The 14,544-nt window shown below is 26.0% G+C and carries 16 protein-coding genes; all 16 read right to left on the bottom strand.

Annotated features, from left to right (window positions below; genetic code table 11):
* Positions 1 to 519: restriction endonuclease subunit S (locus tag Q0K52_RS07125; RefSeq protein WP_297297933.1), on the bottom strand; the 519-nt coding region annotated here is incomplete at its 3' end.
* 56 nt (positions 520 to 575) lie between these two features.
* Entirely contained in the window at positions 576 to 1,262 is a 687-nt protein-coding gene (locus tag Q0K52_RS07120; protein WP_297297931.1) for a hypothetical protein, read from the bottom strand.
* Between the two features lie 132 nt (positions 1,263 to 1,394).
* The gene (locus tag Q0K52_RS07115) at positions 1,395 to 2,612 is read right to left on the bottom strand and encodes an FtsX-like permease family protein (protein WP_297297929.1); all 1,218 of its coding nucleotides are present in this window, start codon (positions 2,610 to 2,612) and stop codon (positions 1,395 to 1,397) included.
* A gap of 335 nt (positions 2,613 to 2,947) precedes the next feature.
* Positions 2,948 to 3,637, bottom strand: a complete 690-nt coding sequence (locus Q0K52_RS07110; protein WP_297297927.1) for an ABC transporter ATP-binding protein — start codon at positions 3,635 to 3,637, stop codon at positions 2,948 to 2,950.
* A gap of 2 nt (positions 3,638 to 3,639) precedes the next feature.
* Positions 3,640 to 4,488 (bottom strand): hypothetical protein, encoded by an 849-nt coding sequence (locus Q0K52_RS07105; protein ID WP_297297926.1) that lies wholly within the window; start codon positions 4,486 to 4,488, stop codon positions 3,640 to 3,642.
* 121 nt (positions 4,489 to 4,609) lie between these two features.
* Entirely contained in the window at positions 4,610 to 5,332 is a 723-nt protein-coding gene (locus tag Q0K52_RS07100) for a hypothetical protein (RefSeq protein WP_297297923.1), read from the bottom strand.
* 34 nt (positions 5,333 to 5,366) lie between these two features.
* Positions 5,367 to 6,023: an NADH:ubiquinone oxidoreductase gene (locus tag Q0K52_RS07095; RefSeq protein ID WP_297297921.1), complete on the bottom strand. Its 657-nt coding sequence runs from the start codon at positions 6,021 to 6,023 to the stop codon at positions 5,367 to 5,369.
* 20 nt (positions 6,024 to 6,043) lie between these two features.
* The gene (locus Q0K52_RS07090) at positions 6,044 to 7,048 is read right to left on the bottom strand and encodes a hypothetical protein (protein ID WP_297297919.1); all 1,005 of its coding nucleotides are present in this window, start codon (positions 7,046 to 7,048) and stop codon (positions 6,044 to 6,046) included.
* 272 nt (positions 7,049 to 7,320) lie between these two features.
* Positions 7,321 to 7,983, bottom strand: a complete 663-nt coding sequence (locus Q0K52_RS07085) for a permease prefix domain 1-containing protein (protein ID WP_297297917.1) — start codon at positions 7,981 to 7,983, stop codon at positions 7,321 to 7,323.
* A gap of 2 nt (positions 7,984 to 7,985) precedes the next feature.
* Entirely contained in the window at positions 7,986 to 8,636 is a 651-nt protein-coding gene (locus tag Q0K52_RS07080) for a permease prefix domain 1-containing protein (RefSeq protein ID WP_297297915.1), read from the bottom strand.
* Positions 8,637 to 8,659: 23 nt separating this feature from the next.
* Positions 8,660 to 8,989: a PadR family transcriptional regulator gene (locus Q0K52_RS07075; RefSeq protein ID WP_014488735.1), complete on the bottom strand. Its 330-nt coding sequence runs from the start codon at positions 8,987 to 8,989 to the stop codon at positions 8,660 to 8,662.
* 828 nt (positions 8,990 to 9,817) lie between these two features.
* Positions 9,818 to 10,534 (bottom strand): ABC transporter permease, encoded by a 717-nt coding sequence (locus Q0K52_RS07070; protein ID WP_297297914.1) that lies wholly within the window; start codon positions 10,532 to 10,534, stop codon positions 9,818 to 9,820.
* Positions 10,535 to 10,852: 318 nt separating this feature from the next.
* Positions 10,853 to 11,545, bottom strand: coding sequence for an ABC transporter ATP-binding protein (locus Q0K52_RS07065; RefSeq protein ID WP_297297912.1), 693 nt, complete (start codon positions 11,543 to 11,545; stop codon positions 10,853 to 10,855).
* A 292-nt stretch (positions 11,546 to 11,837) separates the two neighbouring features.
* On the bottom strand, positions 11,838 to 12,569 hold the full coding sequence (locus Q0K52_RS07060; RefSeq protein WP_297297910.1) for a hypothetical protein: 732 nt from the start codon (positions 12,567 to 12,569) through the stop codon (positions 11,838 to 11,840).
* Positions 12,566 to 13,222 carry a CPBP family intramembrane glutamic endopeptidase gene (locus Q0K52_RS07055; protein WP_297297909.1) on the bottom strand — a complete coding sequence of 219 codons (657 nt, stop codon included), beginning with the start codon at positions 13,220 to 13,222 and terminating at the stop codon, positions 12,566 to 12,568. Before Q0K52_RS07055 ends, Q0K52_RS07060 begins: the two co-directional genes overlap by 4 nt.
* Positions 13,197 to 14,543: a YcaO-like family protein gene (locus Q0K52_RS07050; protein ID WP_297297907.1), complete on the bottom strand. Its 1,347-nt coding sequence runs from the start codon at positions 14,541 to 14,543 to the stop codon at positions 13,197 to 13,199. Before Q0K52_RS07050 ends, Q0K52_RS07055 begins: the two co-directional genes overlap by 26 nt.
* Between the last annotated feature and the right edge of the window lies 1 nt (position 14,544).

Raw genomic sequence — 14,544 nt, 5'->3', positions numbered from 1 at the left:
TTCTTTATGTAAAAGCTCTTGTAACTCTGTAGTCTTTAATGTGAATTCATCTAATATACGCACTATCTCTTTTTGTACTTCTATTGGAGGGAGTGGAACATATATTTTTCTAACCATAGGTATTGTTAATTGTGGAATACCAGTTTTAGGAACATCTATATTTGTATTATCAAAAAAATATTTTAGAAATTTAGGAGTACAAATATCATTAGGTATTATACATATTAATCTAACAATAGGATAAAATGGATTTTCATGATAAATACAATGCCCAATAGTTCCCCTTGCAGATACACTGATACAAGGTTTATCTATCTTTACAATATTAGTATATCCATACAAGGCATTATCACCTATACCATTACTAATAATAGGAATATTAAATTTTATTGTTTTTTCTTTTGAAAAATTATTTTTTGGAACATCTCCACCAGCAATAAAAGAACAAAAGTCTTCTAATTTTTTATATTCCACGCCGTCGGGACAATATTTATTAAGCAATTCTTCCAATAAACTCATATAATAACCTTATTCACTATTATTAATAAGCATTATAGCAAATTATCAAAATAAAACTACTTAAATAAACTAAATAGCATTTTCATGTTCTCGCTTCTGAAATACGAACTTGATGAACTTGAAGGCTCTGTCTTTGATATTTTACATACTGTACTTGTATTTGTATTGATAATCAAATTATAAAATTCCATATAATCAAAATAACCTGTAGATGAATTATTTTTATATATTCCCTTCTTTAATGCCTTTCCGCTATTATCAAAAAAATCTATACTATAACCGCCTGCAATTTTTTTGAGTGTTGCTTTGGCATAAGGTACGCTTCTATTTTTCTTTACTAGATTTACTTCTTCAGAACTTACAACTTTTTCTACTTTGTAATCATCTATAAAGTTTATAGACATCAAATCATTCATATTCGCAGCACCAGTTACAACATAGTTTCCCGAAATTTTTAAAGCTGAATTTTGTTTCTCGCCTTGAATAAAAAAGCCCTGCTTATTTGCCAAAAAAAGACTTCTGCTGTCTCTCAAATACATAAGCTTATAATCTTTTCCTACTATCATATCAAAATTATTAACTTTCTTTTTACCGTCTTTGATATCAGTGAAAGTTCCTGACATCTTATAACTTTTACCGTCTCTATTATAAATTTTAACAAAATCTTCAAATATATCCTGACTGTACAAATTAAAAGATAAAATACTTATTATAAATAAAATTTTTATTATTCTTTTATGCATACTTTTACCTCGCATTAATCATAACTAAACTACAATAAATAATAATCACCAAAAATCATAGAAAGTACTGCAATACAATTAAATATCAAATATGATAAAATAAAACTTATTATCATTATTCTTATTATAGTCTCATACATATTTTATAACCTCTATTATAGGCATTTTTATAACCTTTATTATTGGATAAATACCTGCTAATATTGATACAGATAATACCCATGCAAATATTAAAACAGTGCCTTTCAATGTTAGTAATAAACTTAAAGTATAACCGTCTGTAGCACCTGGAAATTTCATTATAAAGTTTGATGCATTAAGTATACCTGAAGCACCATAAGAAATAATTATTGAAATAACAGAACTCAACACTGCCATTATAATAATTTCCAAAAATAAAAGCAAAGTTACATTTTTTATATTTATTCCTAATGCACGCATAGTACCGAATTCATTTAAACGCTCTAAAAAATTCGTTGTAAGCATTTGCATAACTGAAACAAATACTAATATGCTTAATATGAATAATGCTATTAAATAATTATTAGTATTCATATCAATAACAGAAAGCAAAAATGCATTCAAATCCTTCCAATCTTTAGCCTCATAATTTAAATTGTTTTCATTAAAATATTGATTAAGACTATTTTTTATTTCAGTAGCCTTTTTATAATCTTTTAAATATACTAACAAATTATGGGCATTTCCGTATTCAAGACCAAATACTTCATACATAGCATTAAGAGGACAGTAAAGAGTAATAGCATCAGAAGCACTATTATTCAAAGACATTGCCCCAACAGCCATTAAAGAACCTAGATTTATACCCTCGCCGAAATCTGTCATCAAATTTAAATAAGGCGTATCATCATAATTTATATTAAAAAACTCTCCCAAATCTTTGCCCAAAACCATAGTATCAATATCATCATCAAATATTGGAGTACCTGCCTTTATAGAAACTGATGACATTATTTTTGATGATTTCTCATAGGCATAACCTGAAAAGAATTTACTTTTACTTTCATTACCTACAAGTCCGCTTATATCAAGTTTTTTCTGATAATCATTAACTTCATTTATAGTATCAAGTTTTTTATAAATAACTTCAAAATCGTTATTATTAAGCATATTGATTTTTTCGCTTTTTGTATCCCAATAAGATTTATCAGCTATTACAACAGATCCTCCGCTTGTATTAACGCTTATAATAATACCTTCTTTCGTGAAGTTATTATATCCGCTTATCATCATAAGGGATACGAAAGACACTATAATAAGTATCATATTTAAAATTGTTCTGGTTTTATTATACCAAAGATTATCGAATGCTAATTTTATTATATTCATTTATCTGTCCATTATAGTTATTAATAAAATTTTATTATTGTTCTTTTTCAAACGCTGCTATTGCTGACACCATAAGGGATTCATCAAAAAACAAAAAAACTACATTTTGACATAAAATTATGGTATTACCCACATTTTATACATATTCCTAAAATATTAAACTGTAGTATATGCGTTTTTTGCAACTTTTTTGTGCGACAAAAAAGTTGATAACATCTATATAATCTACAAAGTAAGAAAAACTAAATTATTTTATATATTTGCCTACAACCATAAAATTAATAAAATATTCAGTATGTATATCAGCCGCACCTATAGTGTACTATCTATAATATTTAGCAATACGGTGCGGGTTGCCCACATGGGCGAATATCTCCTTCCCTCATAATATATTTTTTGTCCGCATAATCTTCTATCAATTCATCATGCGAAATAAAAAATCCTATGCCGTTTCTTTTCTTTATAGTGCTTCTTATATATTCATAAATAAATTTGCTTGTTTCTGTATCCAAATTCGCACTAATCTCATCGCCGAATATATAAGGTGCTTCGCTTACTAATGCCCTTGCAATTGCAACTCTCTGTTTCTGTCCTCCTGAAAGCTGTTCTGGTTTCTTCTTTTTTAAATTATCTATTTTTAAGTTTTCTAATATTTCATCAACTTTTTTATTTATATTAGAAGAACTTTCATTTAAAAATTTAAGAGGTAATGCCACATTATCAAATACACTCTGAGTTTTCAAAAGCTCAAGCGACTGCAAAATAAGTCCTATATTTGAAAGCCTGAAACTGCTTCTTTCTCTATCGCTTAATTTTGAAACCTCATTATCATTCCAATAAACAGAACCTTCTGTAGGAATATCTATACTTGATAATATATGAAGTAATGTACTTTTACCGGCTCCGGAAACTCCAGCCACCCATACAATTTCACCGTCTTTTATTTCTAAATTTATATTCCTATTTGCAATTATATGATAATCTTTAGTTTTATATATCTTTGAAATACTCTCGCATCTTATCATAATTAGAAGTCAGAACCCTCCGCACTCAAAAATCCGTCCTTACCTTTTTCATAAGAACTTTTTAATAAATATCCGTAAAAGCCTTTAGGGTACATTTTTAAAGCTTCATCTAATTCTTTAAAAGCCTTATCTGTTTCATTTACTTTCATATATGCCATTGATCTATAAATATAAGCTCTGTAAACCATATAGTCTGGTAAATTGCTTGTATCATTTAAAGAACTTATTACAGAATAATATGCAGCATTATTATAAAAACCTAAAGTAGCTATCTGCCACATTCCATATACTTGTTTTGCCCTTATATTATTTTTATCTTTTAATAATGCCATACGAGCATAAGTATACATATCAACTATAACACTATAAGGATATTTGTTATTAAAAAAAGCAAGTGAAGTAAATGAGTTTGCAAAATTAGCGAATGAAGCATAAATATCTGAAGAGCCTTTTTTGAAAACTTTATCTTTCTTTAGATTTTTATATACCTCACCTAAAGTTTTATAATCTTCTTCAAAAGTTCCGCTTGCAATGGATACATTAGCCCAAAGAGTGTAGCATTCTATACTTAAATGCATTTTCTCTTCTTCACTTAAATTGCTGTTCTTTACCCTATTTAAAAGATCTTTGGCTTCACTCGTTCTTACAAGTCTTGCTCCTGAATGGTATTCATTATTTTTATTATCTATTTCTTTTAATATGGCATCAGCAGTACTTTCTGATGATTTTGTTGAATTAACAGGATACTCTCTGACTTTAGCATATGCTTCATTAATAACAGCTTCAGCTTCGCTAGAAAGTCCTCCATAAAAAAGAAAAACATTACAAATAAGAAAAATTGTTTTAAACATTTTAATATCCTTATATTTATTCAACTTTTTCCCGCCGCAAAAAGTTGCAAAAAGTGCAAATACTATAGCTTTATATAATTGCAATACATATCAGTATATTTAATAATAATTCTTAAATATATTAATTAAACATTCCTTTTCCTTTGGCGTTCATATCAATAACATTTTTGATAAAAGCTCCTTCCGGAAATATATCTTTTGCCATTTTCATGTACTTATCATAATTGGCTTTATCATTATTTTTAAAATAAGCCTGAGAAGTCCATAAATAAACCATATGCTTTTCCCATTTCTCTTTAGCATTGCTTTCAGCCTTTTTAAATATTGGAATTGCTTTGTCTATTCCGCCGCCTACAAATTCAGGACTGTATGCTGTAAGTATTGCTTTGCCCAAAAGTGAAGGAAAATGATTCGCATTGATTTTTAAAGCATTATCATATATCTCCCCTGCCTTGCCTGAAAGTTTTATAACATCATTAAATGAAGAATAATTAATAGCTCCGCTCATCACATCAGCAACAGAAGCTAAATAATCAGCATCTTTCTCCGATAAAAGAGGAGTATTTTTTTTTATATTATCATTCAATAATTTATAAGCTTCTCTTTTACTTTTTGGATACATATATATATCCATAAGCAAAATAAGATTATCATAAGTTTGTTTTTCTATCTTTGGGAAATTTGCATTCTTCATTTTTTCTATATTCTTATTCAAATCATCAGCTTTATTTGTATTAGCCATGTAATACAAGTTATAAAGCTCATTAAATTCTTTGCTGTATGAAAAAGCTGAAAGAGTAAAAACTAAAGATAAAAATAAAACTGTCAAAGTCTTTCTCATCATATTAAATCCTCCTTAAAACGAAATACAATAAAAACTACTCATTATTATTTAAATTATTCATATTAGAAAAAAACGGTTTGTCTTTTATCTTAATATAAATAAAATAAGAAATCATAACCGCTATAAAAGTAACTATAACAGAAACAACATAAATAACAATTTGCTGAATTATTAAATCATTACTAATAGGTATCTTATTTATTACAAAATACAAAAAGAATGATGAAAGAGATATTCCGCTTATAACAAATCTTATAAATGCAATTATCAAAGCAGTTATTAAAGCCATATTTATATTAAAATTGAGACCTTTATTTTTAATATACTTCTTCATAAAATAAATAGTTAAGCAAGTTAATATAATACCAATCACATTCATAATAATACCCAAAGCACTTTGAAGCATAATATAAATTAAAGTTACAGGAGTAGAATCTAAAATAGTAAACATTCTTATAATTTCAAACAATCTAAAAAACATATAATGTAAAATAGCAATAACTATTGAATAAACAGGAGAATATAAAAATGCAGGAAGCAGAAAAAATATACTAAATATAGCAGCACAAATTACTGCAATTATACTTAATACTTTTGAATTAAAAGGTATTAAATAAAATGATAAACTCAATGCTGTATAAAATATTAAGCATAAAAAAGAAAATATAACTTTATTTTTAATATTTGCCATAAATAACAAACTCCAAAATATTAAAATACTATAGTACTTATTATCAAGTTCATAACCAAACTTTTATTGTTATCAACACCAAAAGTTAATTGTAAAGGTGTTGTTCCGTAAAGATTATATCCTATTCCACCTCCTACTACATACAATAAATGACCTTTATCAATACTCTCTTCAAAATATTTTCCGTAACCAACATTACCAAAAGCAACTAAGTATATATCATTAAAACCAGATGGAAGAAATCTCATAAAAAATTTATATTCAAAATGGGCAAATGTAAGAAAGTCCATATTTTTAACATGTGCTTCCAAATTTGATAAAGGCATCATCATAAGAGAATATAAATATTTAAATCCTATAGAATATTTTTTCTCGCTTTTATCAAAATAAGCACTGTATCCTATATAAGGCATAATTCCAAGCTCTCCCCAATAATGGAAGAATGAATAAGGCATACTAGCTGAAACATTATAAGAATACTGCTTTTCATTAGGTATAATACTAGCACCTACACTAGCATTGAATTTTAATTTATTAACTCCGTCATCAACAAATGTAGAACTTAAACCAATACTCTGATTAATTTTAAATATAGAACTTAATCTGTAAACCTCTCTTTCAGAAGTTAACATTTTACCTATATTCATACCATAATAAATACTGACATTATCAAAAGAATAACCTAATCTTAATTGTCCGTAATATTCCAAATCTTTATAATTGAATGTAGCAAATGGAGGTGTTATTCCTTGCTTATAATTCAAATCTATAAAAAATCTTCTGTATCTGTATTCCATTCCAACATTAGCAAATATTCCAAATGATGATTCTGCACCATAATCAAAACTTATTCCTACACGAGGAACATATACAAAATGTGAATTCTTTTTATATGCATATCCGAAATCAACAGAAAATGGAAATCCGAAATAATTATAACTGTAATGGAAACCTGAATTTACAAAATCATTCTGAGCAAAAAGGAAACTTGATAATATAAAAAATAGTAATAACAATCTTTTCATAAAAACAATACACCTACTATTTATCTTATATTACTATTATAACACAAGTACTATGTCTGTCAATATACTTTGTGTAAAATATTATAAAATTTAACTTCTATAATAAAAACAAATCATTTTATGAACTGTAAACTATCTGCTAACTAATCAAACTATATTTAGAAATGGTATATAAAAGATCTTATACTAAAAATTTTTTAACTTTGTCAATTTTTTGATGTTCTTTTGCAAAGCAACTGTGGGCTAGTACAAAAAATAATAACAATATAAAACTAATTTTTTAAAACATATTCAAATATCTTACTTCTAAATAAATGATAATCTGCAATTATAGAAATAGTCCAATTCAATATTCCATTGAAAGCCCAAATAAACCATAAATAATTATTATATTGATATGTGATGATATTTACAATAATCATTATCACAGAATAAATTATAACAGCGATAATAGAATTTTTTAAATTAATTTTATATATATCATAACTGTATTTTCTTATTTTAGGCTTTATATTATCAGAAAAATTCCAAAAAGAATAAATCACTATATAAATAAACAATACCAAATAAAAATAAGGCATAGTAAGTTTGTATCCTATTTTAGTAGTTTCATTAAAAAAACTTAAATTATCTACAATCAAACCAAAAATAAAAGCTAAAATAGCTGTAAAAAAAGATGATATTAAAGCTGTTAATATTTTTATATATAAATTATGAACAATTTTGGCATCTTTGCTTATATCTTCAAAAACTTCATCAATATTGCCAAGCTCATCTATAGATTTACTGCAGGCTTCTTCATATTTCATTCCATTTTTAACATAATGCTGAACTTTGGAATTTAACATATCTTTTATTTCATCTAATTGCTCAAGAACTTCTTTGGTATTAGGATATTTCTTTTTAATATTTTTATAAAACTCATTAATATTCATCATCATTTCCTATTAATATTTTTATCAGAATTTTTAAAAAATTGATAAAATAAAAACACAGTCAAAGGCCAAGATAAAAAGTATATAATAACAAATACAAACCAAATATGATGCGGGCTAAAAAACATATTAAATATAAATACCGCTATAGATATAATAACAAAACCTATTATAGAATATTTTAAATTTATCTTATAATCATTGTAAGTATATTCTACCGTTTCGTATATATTACGCATATTAATAAATTGTATGAGTATGAGTAAAAAAATACTAATTATTCCAGAAATAATAAAAAATATACTAGCAATCAATGAATTATTTATATAAGAAAAAAATGATATATTATTATTTTTCAAAGATATAAAGCATAATAATAAACTTAAAAAAGCCACAATAACAATATCAATAATACCAACAAATAAATATAATCTATATTTACTAATTATTTTTGTATCCTTTGATAATTCCTCAAGAAGTGAATCTACATCTCCAAAAGATTTAAGAGCCTTTTCAAAAGCTTCTTCTTTAGAATCATTTATATACTCTTCGCTTTTCATATATAAATAATTTCTAAGCTCTTCAATTTGATCTCTAATTTTCTGAGTATTAGGGTATTTATTTTTTAATTCATTACAAAAATCATCTATCATAATATTTTCTCTGCCTAATATATCTATTCAATATCGAGAAGTTTATCTATTATCTTTTTAGTGAACAGCCATATTTCTCTCTCTTCCTGCAAAAACTTTTTACCTTCTTCAGTAATTTTATAATATTTTCTTCTTCCGCCCTGACTTTCATCACCCCAATAACTTTCTATTAACTTTTTACCTTCAAGCCTTCTTATAGCACTGTATAAAGTCTGACCGTTAATCTCATATTCTCCATTAGTTTTATCAGTAATTAATTTAGAAAGTTCATAACCGTAAGAATCATTATCTTTCAAAAAATGCAGAACAACAGCATCTATATGACCTCGTATTATATCACTTTCTATATACATTAATACTAACCCTAAACTAATTATAATTTATTTTTTAAAGTAAGATAAATATGGAATTTTGTCAATAACTTAAAAAAATAATTTATACTTGTTTCAAAACACTAGCTGATAAAATTATATGTAAAATTATTATAATATATATTGATATACCTAAACAAATATACTTTTTTAGAAATATTTGTTTAAATTTTAAATATCTTCAGAGCTTTGCCATTACGAAGTAAACAGAGTGCAGTACCTCAGTTCTTTTACCGACGCTCTGCGTGCCGTAGGCAAGGTACCTTTCGGTATTGGTATAGGCAAAACCCGCCTGTGGCGAGAACCTATATCCTAAACAGGCTCGGATACGCTTCGCAAAAGACTGCATTTTTAGGCTAAATTTAGATTATATTTTACATTTAATAAAGATTTTTAAAATATAAAGTTATAGCAATTGCGTTTTCGCGAAGCAGCAACTTTGACGAAATCCGCAGAGCGTGTGCGGCAAAAAAGTAGATAAAATTTACATAAAGTGCATCAATAGACAAACTTAGTTTTTATATTGTTATTATTTTCGGGGACTAGTCCCCGAACCCCTACTTCTTTTGGTGACCCAAAGAAGCAAAAGGACTGCATTTTTGACACAAATCTTGGTTTTACTTCATATTTCAAACAAAACTTAATAATATTTTATACCATTAATAAACAAAAATGACATTTACAAAAATGTAAAAATTAACAAAATATAGTTATTTAGGTGTATATAAAAAATAAATCATTACTATATTTTTTATATAAAATAAACATTAAAAATAAATTTATAAATTTAGTTAAAAAACAAGTATATAATTATTTATCAGCATATCTGAAAGTATTAACGGCAAGAATCAAAGCAATTATTAAACATACTAAAAGTACAGCTATTCCAATAAAATATGCATGAAAATCAAAATAAAAAGCACCTCTAAAGGCATTCAAAAAATACTGAAAAATATTTAATTTGCTTAAAATTTTCACTATATTTGGAGCATTGTATAAAGAATAATATCCGTCACTTAAAAACATAGAAGCCATCAAAATAATATTATATAATATGCTAGCAGTTTCATTATTTTTCACCAAACTAGAAACAAAGAAGCTTATAAATATATAAAGCAAAGAAGCCAATATAATTACAGGTAAAAACAGAAGTATAGAAGCAAAAGAAAATTCCACTTTAAAAAATAAAGCACATACAAAAAATACAAATAAACAGCTTATAATAGATATTATCACCCAAGCACATGATAAACTTATAATATATTTGTATAAGGGAAGAGGTGTTACTTTAAGAAGGTTATAAACTCCTCTCCTTCTCTGACTAAGTACATTAAAACTTGTAGTCATAAAGGAATAGGCAAGCACACTCACACAGCTCATAGCGGTAAGTATATGCACAGTGTAGCTTTCCATTTTGAAAAAAAGTCCCAATGATATAACTATCACTAAAGGAAAGAATATAGACCAAAATATAAGAAAAGGATCTCTTATAGCTTTTTTCATTGTGAGTTTAAATATCGTTTTCATAATAATTTTTTAATATATTTATATAAAATAATATCAACTTTTTCCCGCCGCAAAAAGTTGCAAAAAGTGCAAGTATAAAATTAGTATTAAATCATACTAAAATTGTCTTACATGTAAAATAATTTATTAAATTTAAGCCAAATATAGCCTTTCGCGAAGCGTATCCGAGTTTATCGAGGATATAAGGTTCTTTGTGGCAATACCACAGGCACTCCCTGCGGTCGCAAAAGAAGTGGGGTGCGGGGCAAAGCCCTGCAAATATTTTAAATTAAAAAAATTATTTTTGACAAAATATAGTTGTTTATGTATATACTAAAATTAATAATTAGTAATATGCAGGTAAAGTTTCTCCAAACTGTCAAAATTATATTTATTTAAAAGTTCCTCTTTGCTGCCGCTTTCTAATATCTCCCCTTTATATAAAAATACTATTTTTCCCGCAAGATCCTCAACTTCCTCTAAATCATGAGAAGTAAAAAGTATAGTCTTATTATTTTTAACAAGCTCTAATAACATGTTTTTAACATTATACCTTTCTCTAGGATCCAAGCTCGCAGTAGGCTCATCAAATATAAGTAAGTCCGGATTTTGCATAGTAGCTATCATTATAGCAAGTTTTTTCTGTTCACCTCCTGAAAGTTTTATAGCTGGAGTTTTCTGATTCAATCCGTATTTTTTTGTAATGCTTTCTATTTCTTCATTACTCATTTTTATATCGTAAAGAGCTGAAAACATTAATATATTATCTCTTACACTGTATCCTTCAAAAAATGGTGTAGATTGAAGCTGAACTCCTATATGCTTTTTATAATTATCTATATTTATTTTTAATTCGCCTTTATCGGCTTTTAATATTCCTAATAATATATTGATTAATGTTGTTTTGCCTGAACCATTAGGGCCTACAAGTGCTATTATTTCACCTTTATTTATATTAAAATTAACATTTTTCAAAATAACATTATTATTAAATTTCTTTTCTATATTTCTAGCACTAATCAATGTTTCCATTATAACCAACTCAATATTATTATAAATAACCCCGCTGCATTAATAAAATTAACACAGCAGGCGTACTAATTTACTATAAACTATTTATTATAATAAATTAATTGTTTGTTGTAGTTGTTACATTGACACAGCAAGAACAACAACAAGAACAACAACATCCTCCAGGAGTCAATACAACAGATTGGCTTTTTAGAGAACATGTTGTGCGTACTTTTGAAGAATATTTAATCATATAACAACTCCTTTTGATGTTTTTTATATTAAATCCCTATGCATTAAATACATAAGAAAATTAATATCTTCTCATATTTTCAAATTGTCCGAAATAATACATCGTGAAAGATATATTAGCCATTATAGGAGGCAATAAACTTCCGCTGTACTCAAATGTAAGAGCATTAATAGTGATAACAACGAAACAAGCTATAATAAATATAAATGCCTGTTTAATACTTGTTACTCTGAAAATCTCTTCCAATGAAAATAACATACCTACTATAAAAATGGTAAAAAATAAACTTTCAATTTTACTTCTAATAGCTAAATATATTACTCCGTTAAAAAACAAACATTTTATTATACTAGCCAACATTATTAATATCCATTTAGGATTGCTTCTTGAAGAATAAAGCATATCTATAGAAGGCACTAATAATATATTATTAAATATAACATTTGTTTTTATATCTTTATTAAATAAACTTATTATTGCCATAATAATTTCAAAAGAAGAAATTACCGCAAAAATATTAATAAAAATATAAATAATATATTTCCTCTCTATATGTAAATATAATAAAATATTTTGTTTATGCAAAAAACTAATTATTAAAGCAAAACTCAGCATAAAAATCCAATATATATAAGTGCTTACATAAACATACATTTCATTATATTCTAGTTTACTGTGATTCATCAAATTAAAGCATATATTATTAATTATATTATTATGCTCTAAGAACTTAATTAAAATTCCCAATATAAAAGATATAAGTATATATGGTATAAGATGAGCAATTATCAATTTAGCCTCTCTTTTCTATTTGATGATAATATATATAAAATCATATTCTGCGAAAAATGTGTAATAGCAGGTACTATCACACTAAAAGAAGAATAAACAAATAATAATGAATATATTATACCAACGATAAACTTTTGAAATACTGCATTTGCACCAAAATATATATGATTAATAGAATATACAAATGATGCTGTTATAATAACAATAAAAATATTCACTTCCAATACATTATATAAAATATAGAAAAATACTTGCCTAAATATTATTTCCTCACAAACAGCACCTATAAATATAATTATAATATCAATAAATATATTCTTCTTTTCTATAATTTTATGAATTTCAATATTTTTAATCCAAAATTTGTATTTAATAAAATGAAACAGCATTCCTTCAAATATTTCTATACCAATGCATACAAAAGACATAATAAAAGCCAAAATCACAAAATAAATATTAACATTATAATTAATGCTTCCAATATACCCAGTAAAAAATACTATTATCACAAATAAAAGATAACTTACAGCATTTGGAAGTATACTATTAATTCTTCCTAAATTCAATTTATAAAATATTCCAATCAAAGAAGTTGGAAAAGAAACAGCCATAAGTACAAGAACTGCACTAAGGTAATGGGTGTGGAAATTCATTATTTGAAATTCCTCCATTTTTAATTATTCTAGCATGATTGCTGTATGGGAAAGCAGGCATTGACATTTGAACGAGCTCCGGAATATATACACGCATTACATGCAAATCTTTGTCAGCTATTTCTGAAGGCGTAATATCCAAATAAACTGCATATTTTGAAATATTATAAAGACCTTTAAATAAATATTCCAAATCTTCATCAGTATTTGATTCAAGATTTTTATATTTCTTTAATTGTACTTTTTCTTTAACTTTGACATTTATAAATTTCAGTTTTTTATCTTTATCAATTAAAGAAGCCCAATAATTAACATTGCTGTCAAGATTAAGATAATTCTTTTCAAATTTAGTTTCCAAATAATCAGCAGGCATAGATAAAGGCCCATTTATATTTAATGTAAGTATTGCCAAAGCCTCCATAAAAGCTCTGTATATAACTTTTTTAGGATTAAGACCTGAAGAAGCACCTACAACAATATAAGGAGTTTTATCATCTTTATTTGTAAGCATAACAGTAAATACATAGCCTAAATTAGAATCAACTGTATAATCAAAAACTCTTACTGTATAATTAATATCTTTCAAAATAAGATTCATAGTTTCATTAAGAATATCATCATCAATAATAACTTCTTTAACTTTGCTGTCAGTATACCATTTTATCATGCAGCTGTCGCATTCTATAATTTCAGTTATAGCAGATTTTAAAGCCAATTTAACACTTTTATGACTTGCACTACCCTTTGAAAATCCGCCTATAAATACTTTTTCATTTTTATCCCTTCTGATTATATGAGATAAAAAGAAATTCTGTGCCGGTACATAATACTCTTTTTCCTTATCAAACAAAGAAGGAAGAAGCACCCAAGATAATATATCATCTTCTGTAATATTTTCTAAAATTCCAATACTGTTTAATTTATTACAATCTTCATCATTATATATTTTAACATATTCAAAAGGTATTATATTATCAGGATACTTTTCTTTTAATTGATTATAAGAAGCATATTTTAATTTGTCCTCAAAATATAAATTTGCTGTAAATAAAGCATATCTTTCAATACCTTCTCCCAATAATCTAATAATAGCCTCATCTCTGTAAATACCATAACCTGAAAGATGATAATTAACTTCTGCATTATCGCCTAATAATATTTTATGATAATTAGGAAGCATTGCTGTGCATGTATTAATATTTTCAGAAATAACAGAATTAGCCTGCATTATAATTATAGAATCCAAAATTCCTGTTTGATGCCCGCAAATAGAATTATATTTATTTAATACATTTTTATGGCTTGGGTAATAATTAATCATA

Origin of the sequence: uncultured Brachyspira sp. (assembly GCF_944390845.1) — a bacterium.
Taxonomy (GTDB): domain Bacteria; phylum Spirochaetota; class Brachyspiria; order Brachyspirales; family Brachyspiraceae; genus Brachyspira; species Brachyspira pulli.
The sequence above is the reverse complement of the archived record's forward strand: the minus strand, read 5'-3'. Positions and strand labels throughout refer to the sequence as shown.

Bases quoted from the DNA above. Each gene is read 5' to 3' on its own strand.
- Q0K52_RS07065 (WP_297297912.1), bottom strand. From the start codon at position 11,545: ATGGAAACATTGATTAGTGCTAGAAATATAGAAAAGAAATTTAATAAT.
- Q0K52_RS07105 (WP_297297926.1), bottom strand. From the start codon at position 4,488: ATGTTTAAAACAATTTTTCTTATTTGTAATGTTTTTCTTTTTTATGGA.
- Q0K52_RS07100 (WP_297297923.1), bottom strand. From the start codon at position 5,332: ATGATGAGAAAGACTTTGACAGTTTTATTTTTATCTTTAGTTTTTACT.
- Q0K52_RS07095 (WP_297297921.1), bottom strand. From the start codon at position 6,023: ATGGCAAATATTAAAAATAAAGTTATATTTTCTTTTTTATGCTTAATA.
- Q0K52_RS07110 (WP_297297927.1), bottom strand. From the start codon at position 3,637: ATGATAAGATGCGAGAGTATTTCAAAGATATATAAAACTAAAGATTAT.
- Q0K52_RS07120 (WP_297297931.1), bottom strand. From the start codon at position 1,262: ATGCATAAAAGAATAATAAAAATTTTATTTATAATAAGTATTTTATCT.
- Q0K52_RS07070 (WP_297297914.1), bottom strand. From the start codon at position 10,534: ATGAAAACGATATTTAAACTCACAATGAAAAAAGCTATAAGAGATCCT.
- Q0K52_RS07080 (WP_297297915.1), bottom strand. From the start codon at position 8,636: ATGATAGATGATTTTTGTAATGAATTAAAAAATAAATACCCTAATACT.
- Q0K52_RS07050 (WP_297297907.1), bottom strand. From the start codon at position 14,543: ATGATTAATTATTACCCAAGCCATAAAAATGTATTAAATAAATATAAT.
- Q0K52_RS07090 (WP_297297919.1), bottom strand. From the start codon at position 7,048: ATGAAAAGATTGTTATTACTATTTTTTATATTATCAAGTTTCCTTTTT.
- Q0K52_RS07115 (WP_297297929.1), bottom strand. From the start codon at position 2,612: ATGAATATAATAAAATTAGCATTCGATAATCTTTGGTATAATAAAACC.
- Q0K52_RS07075 (WP_014488735.1), bottom strand. From the start codon at position 8,989: ATGTATATAGAAAGTGATATAATACGAGGTCATATAGATGCTGTTGTT.
- Q0K52_RS07085 (WP_297297917.1), bottom strand. From the start codon at position 7,983: ATGAATATTAATGAGTTTTATAAAAATATTAAAAAGAAATATCCTAAT.
- Q0K52_RS07055 (WP_297297909.1), bottom strand. From the start codon at position 13,222: ATGAATTTCCACACCCATTACCTTAGTGCAGTTCTTGTACTTATGGCT.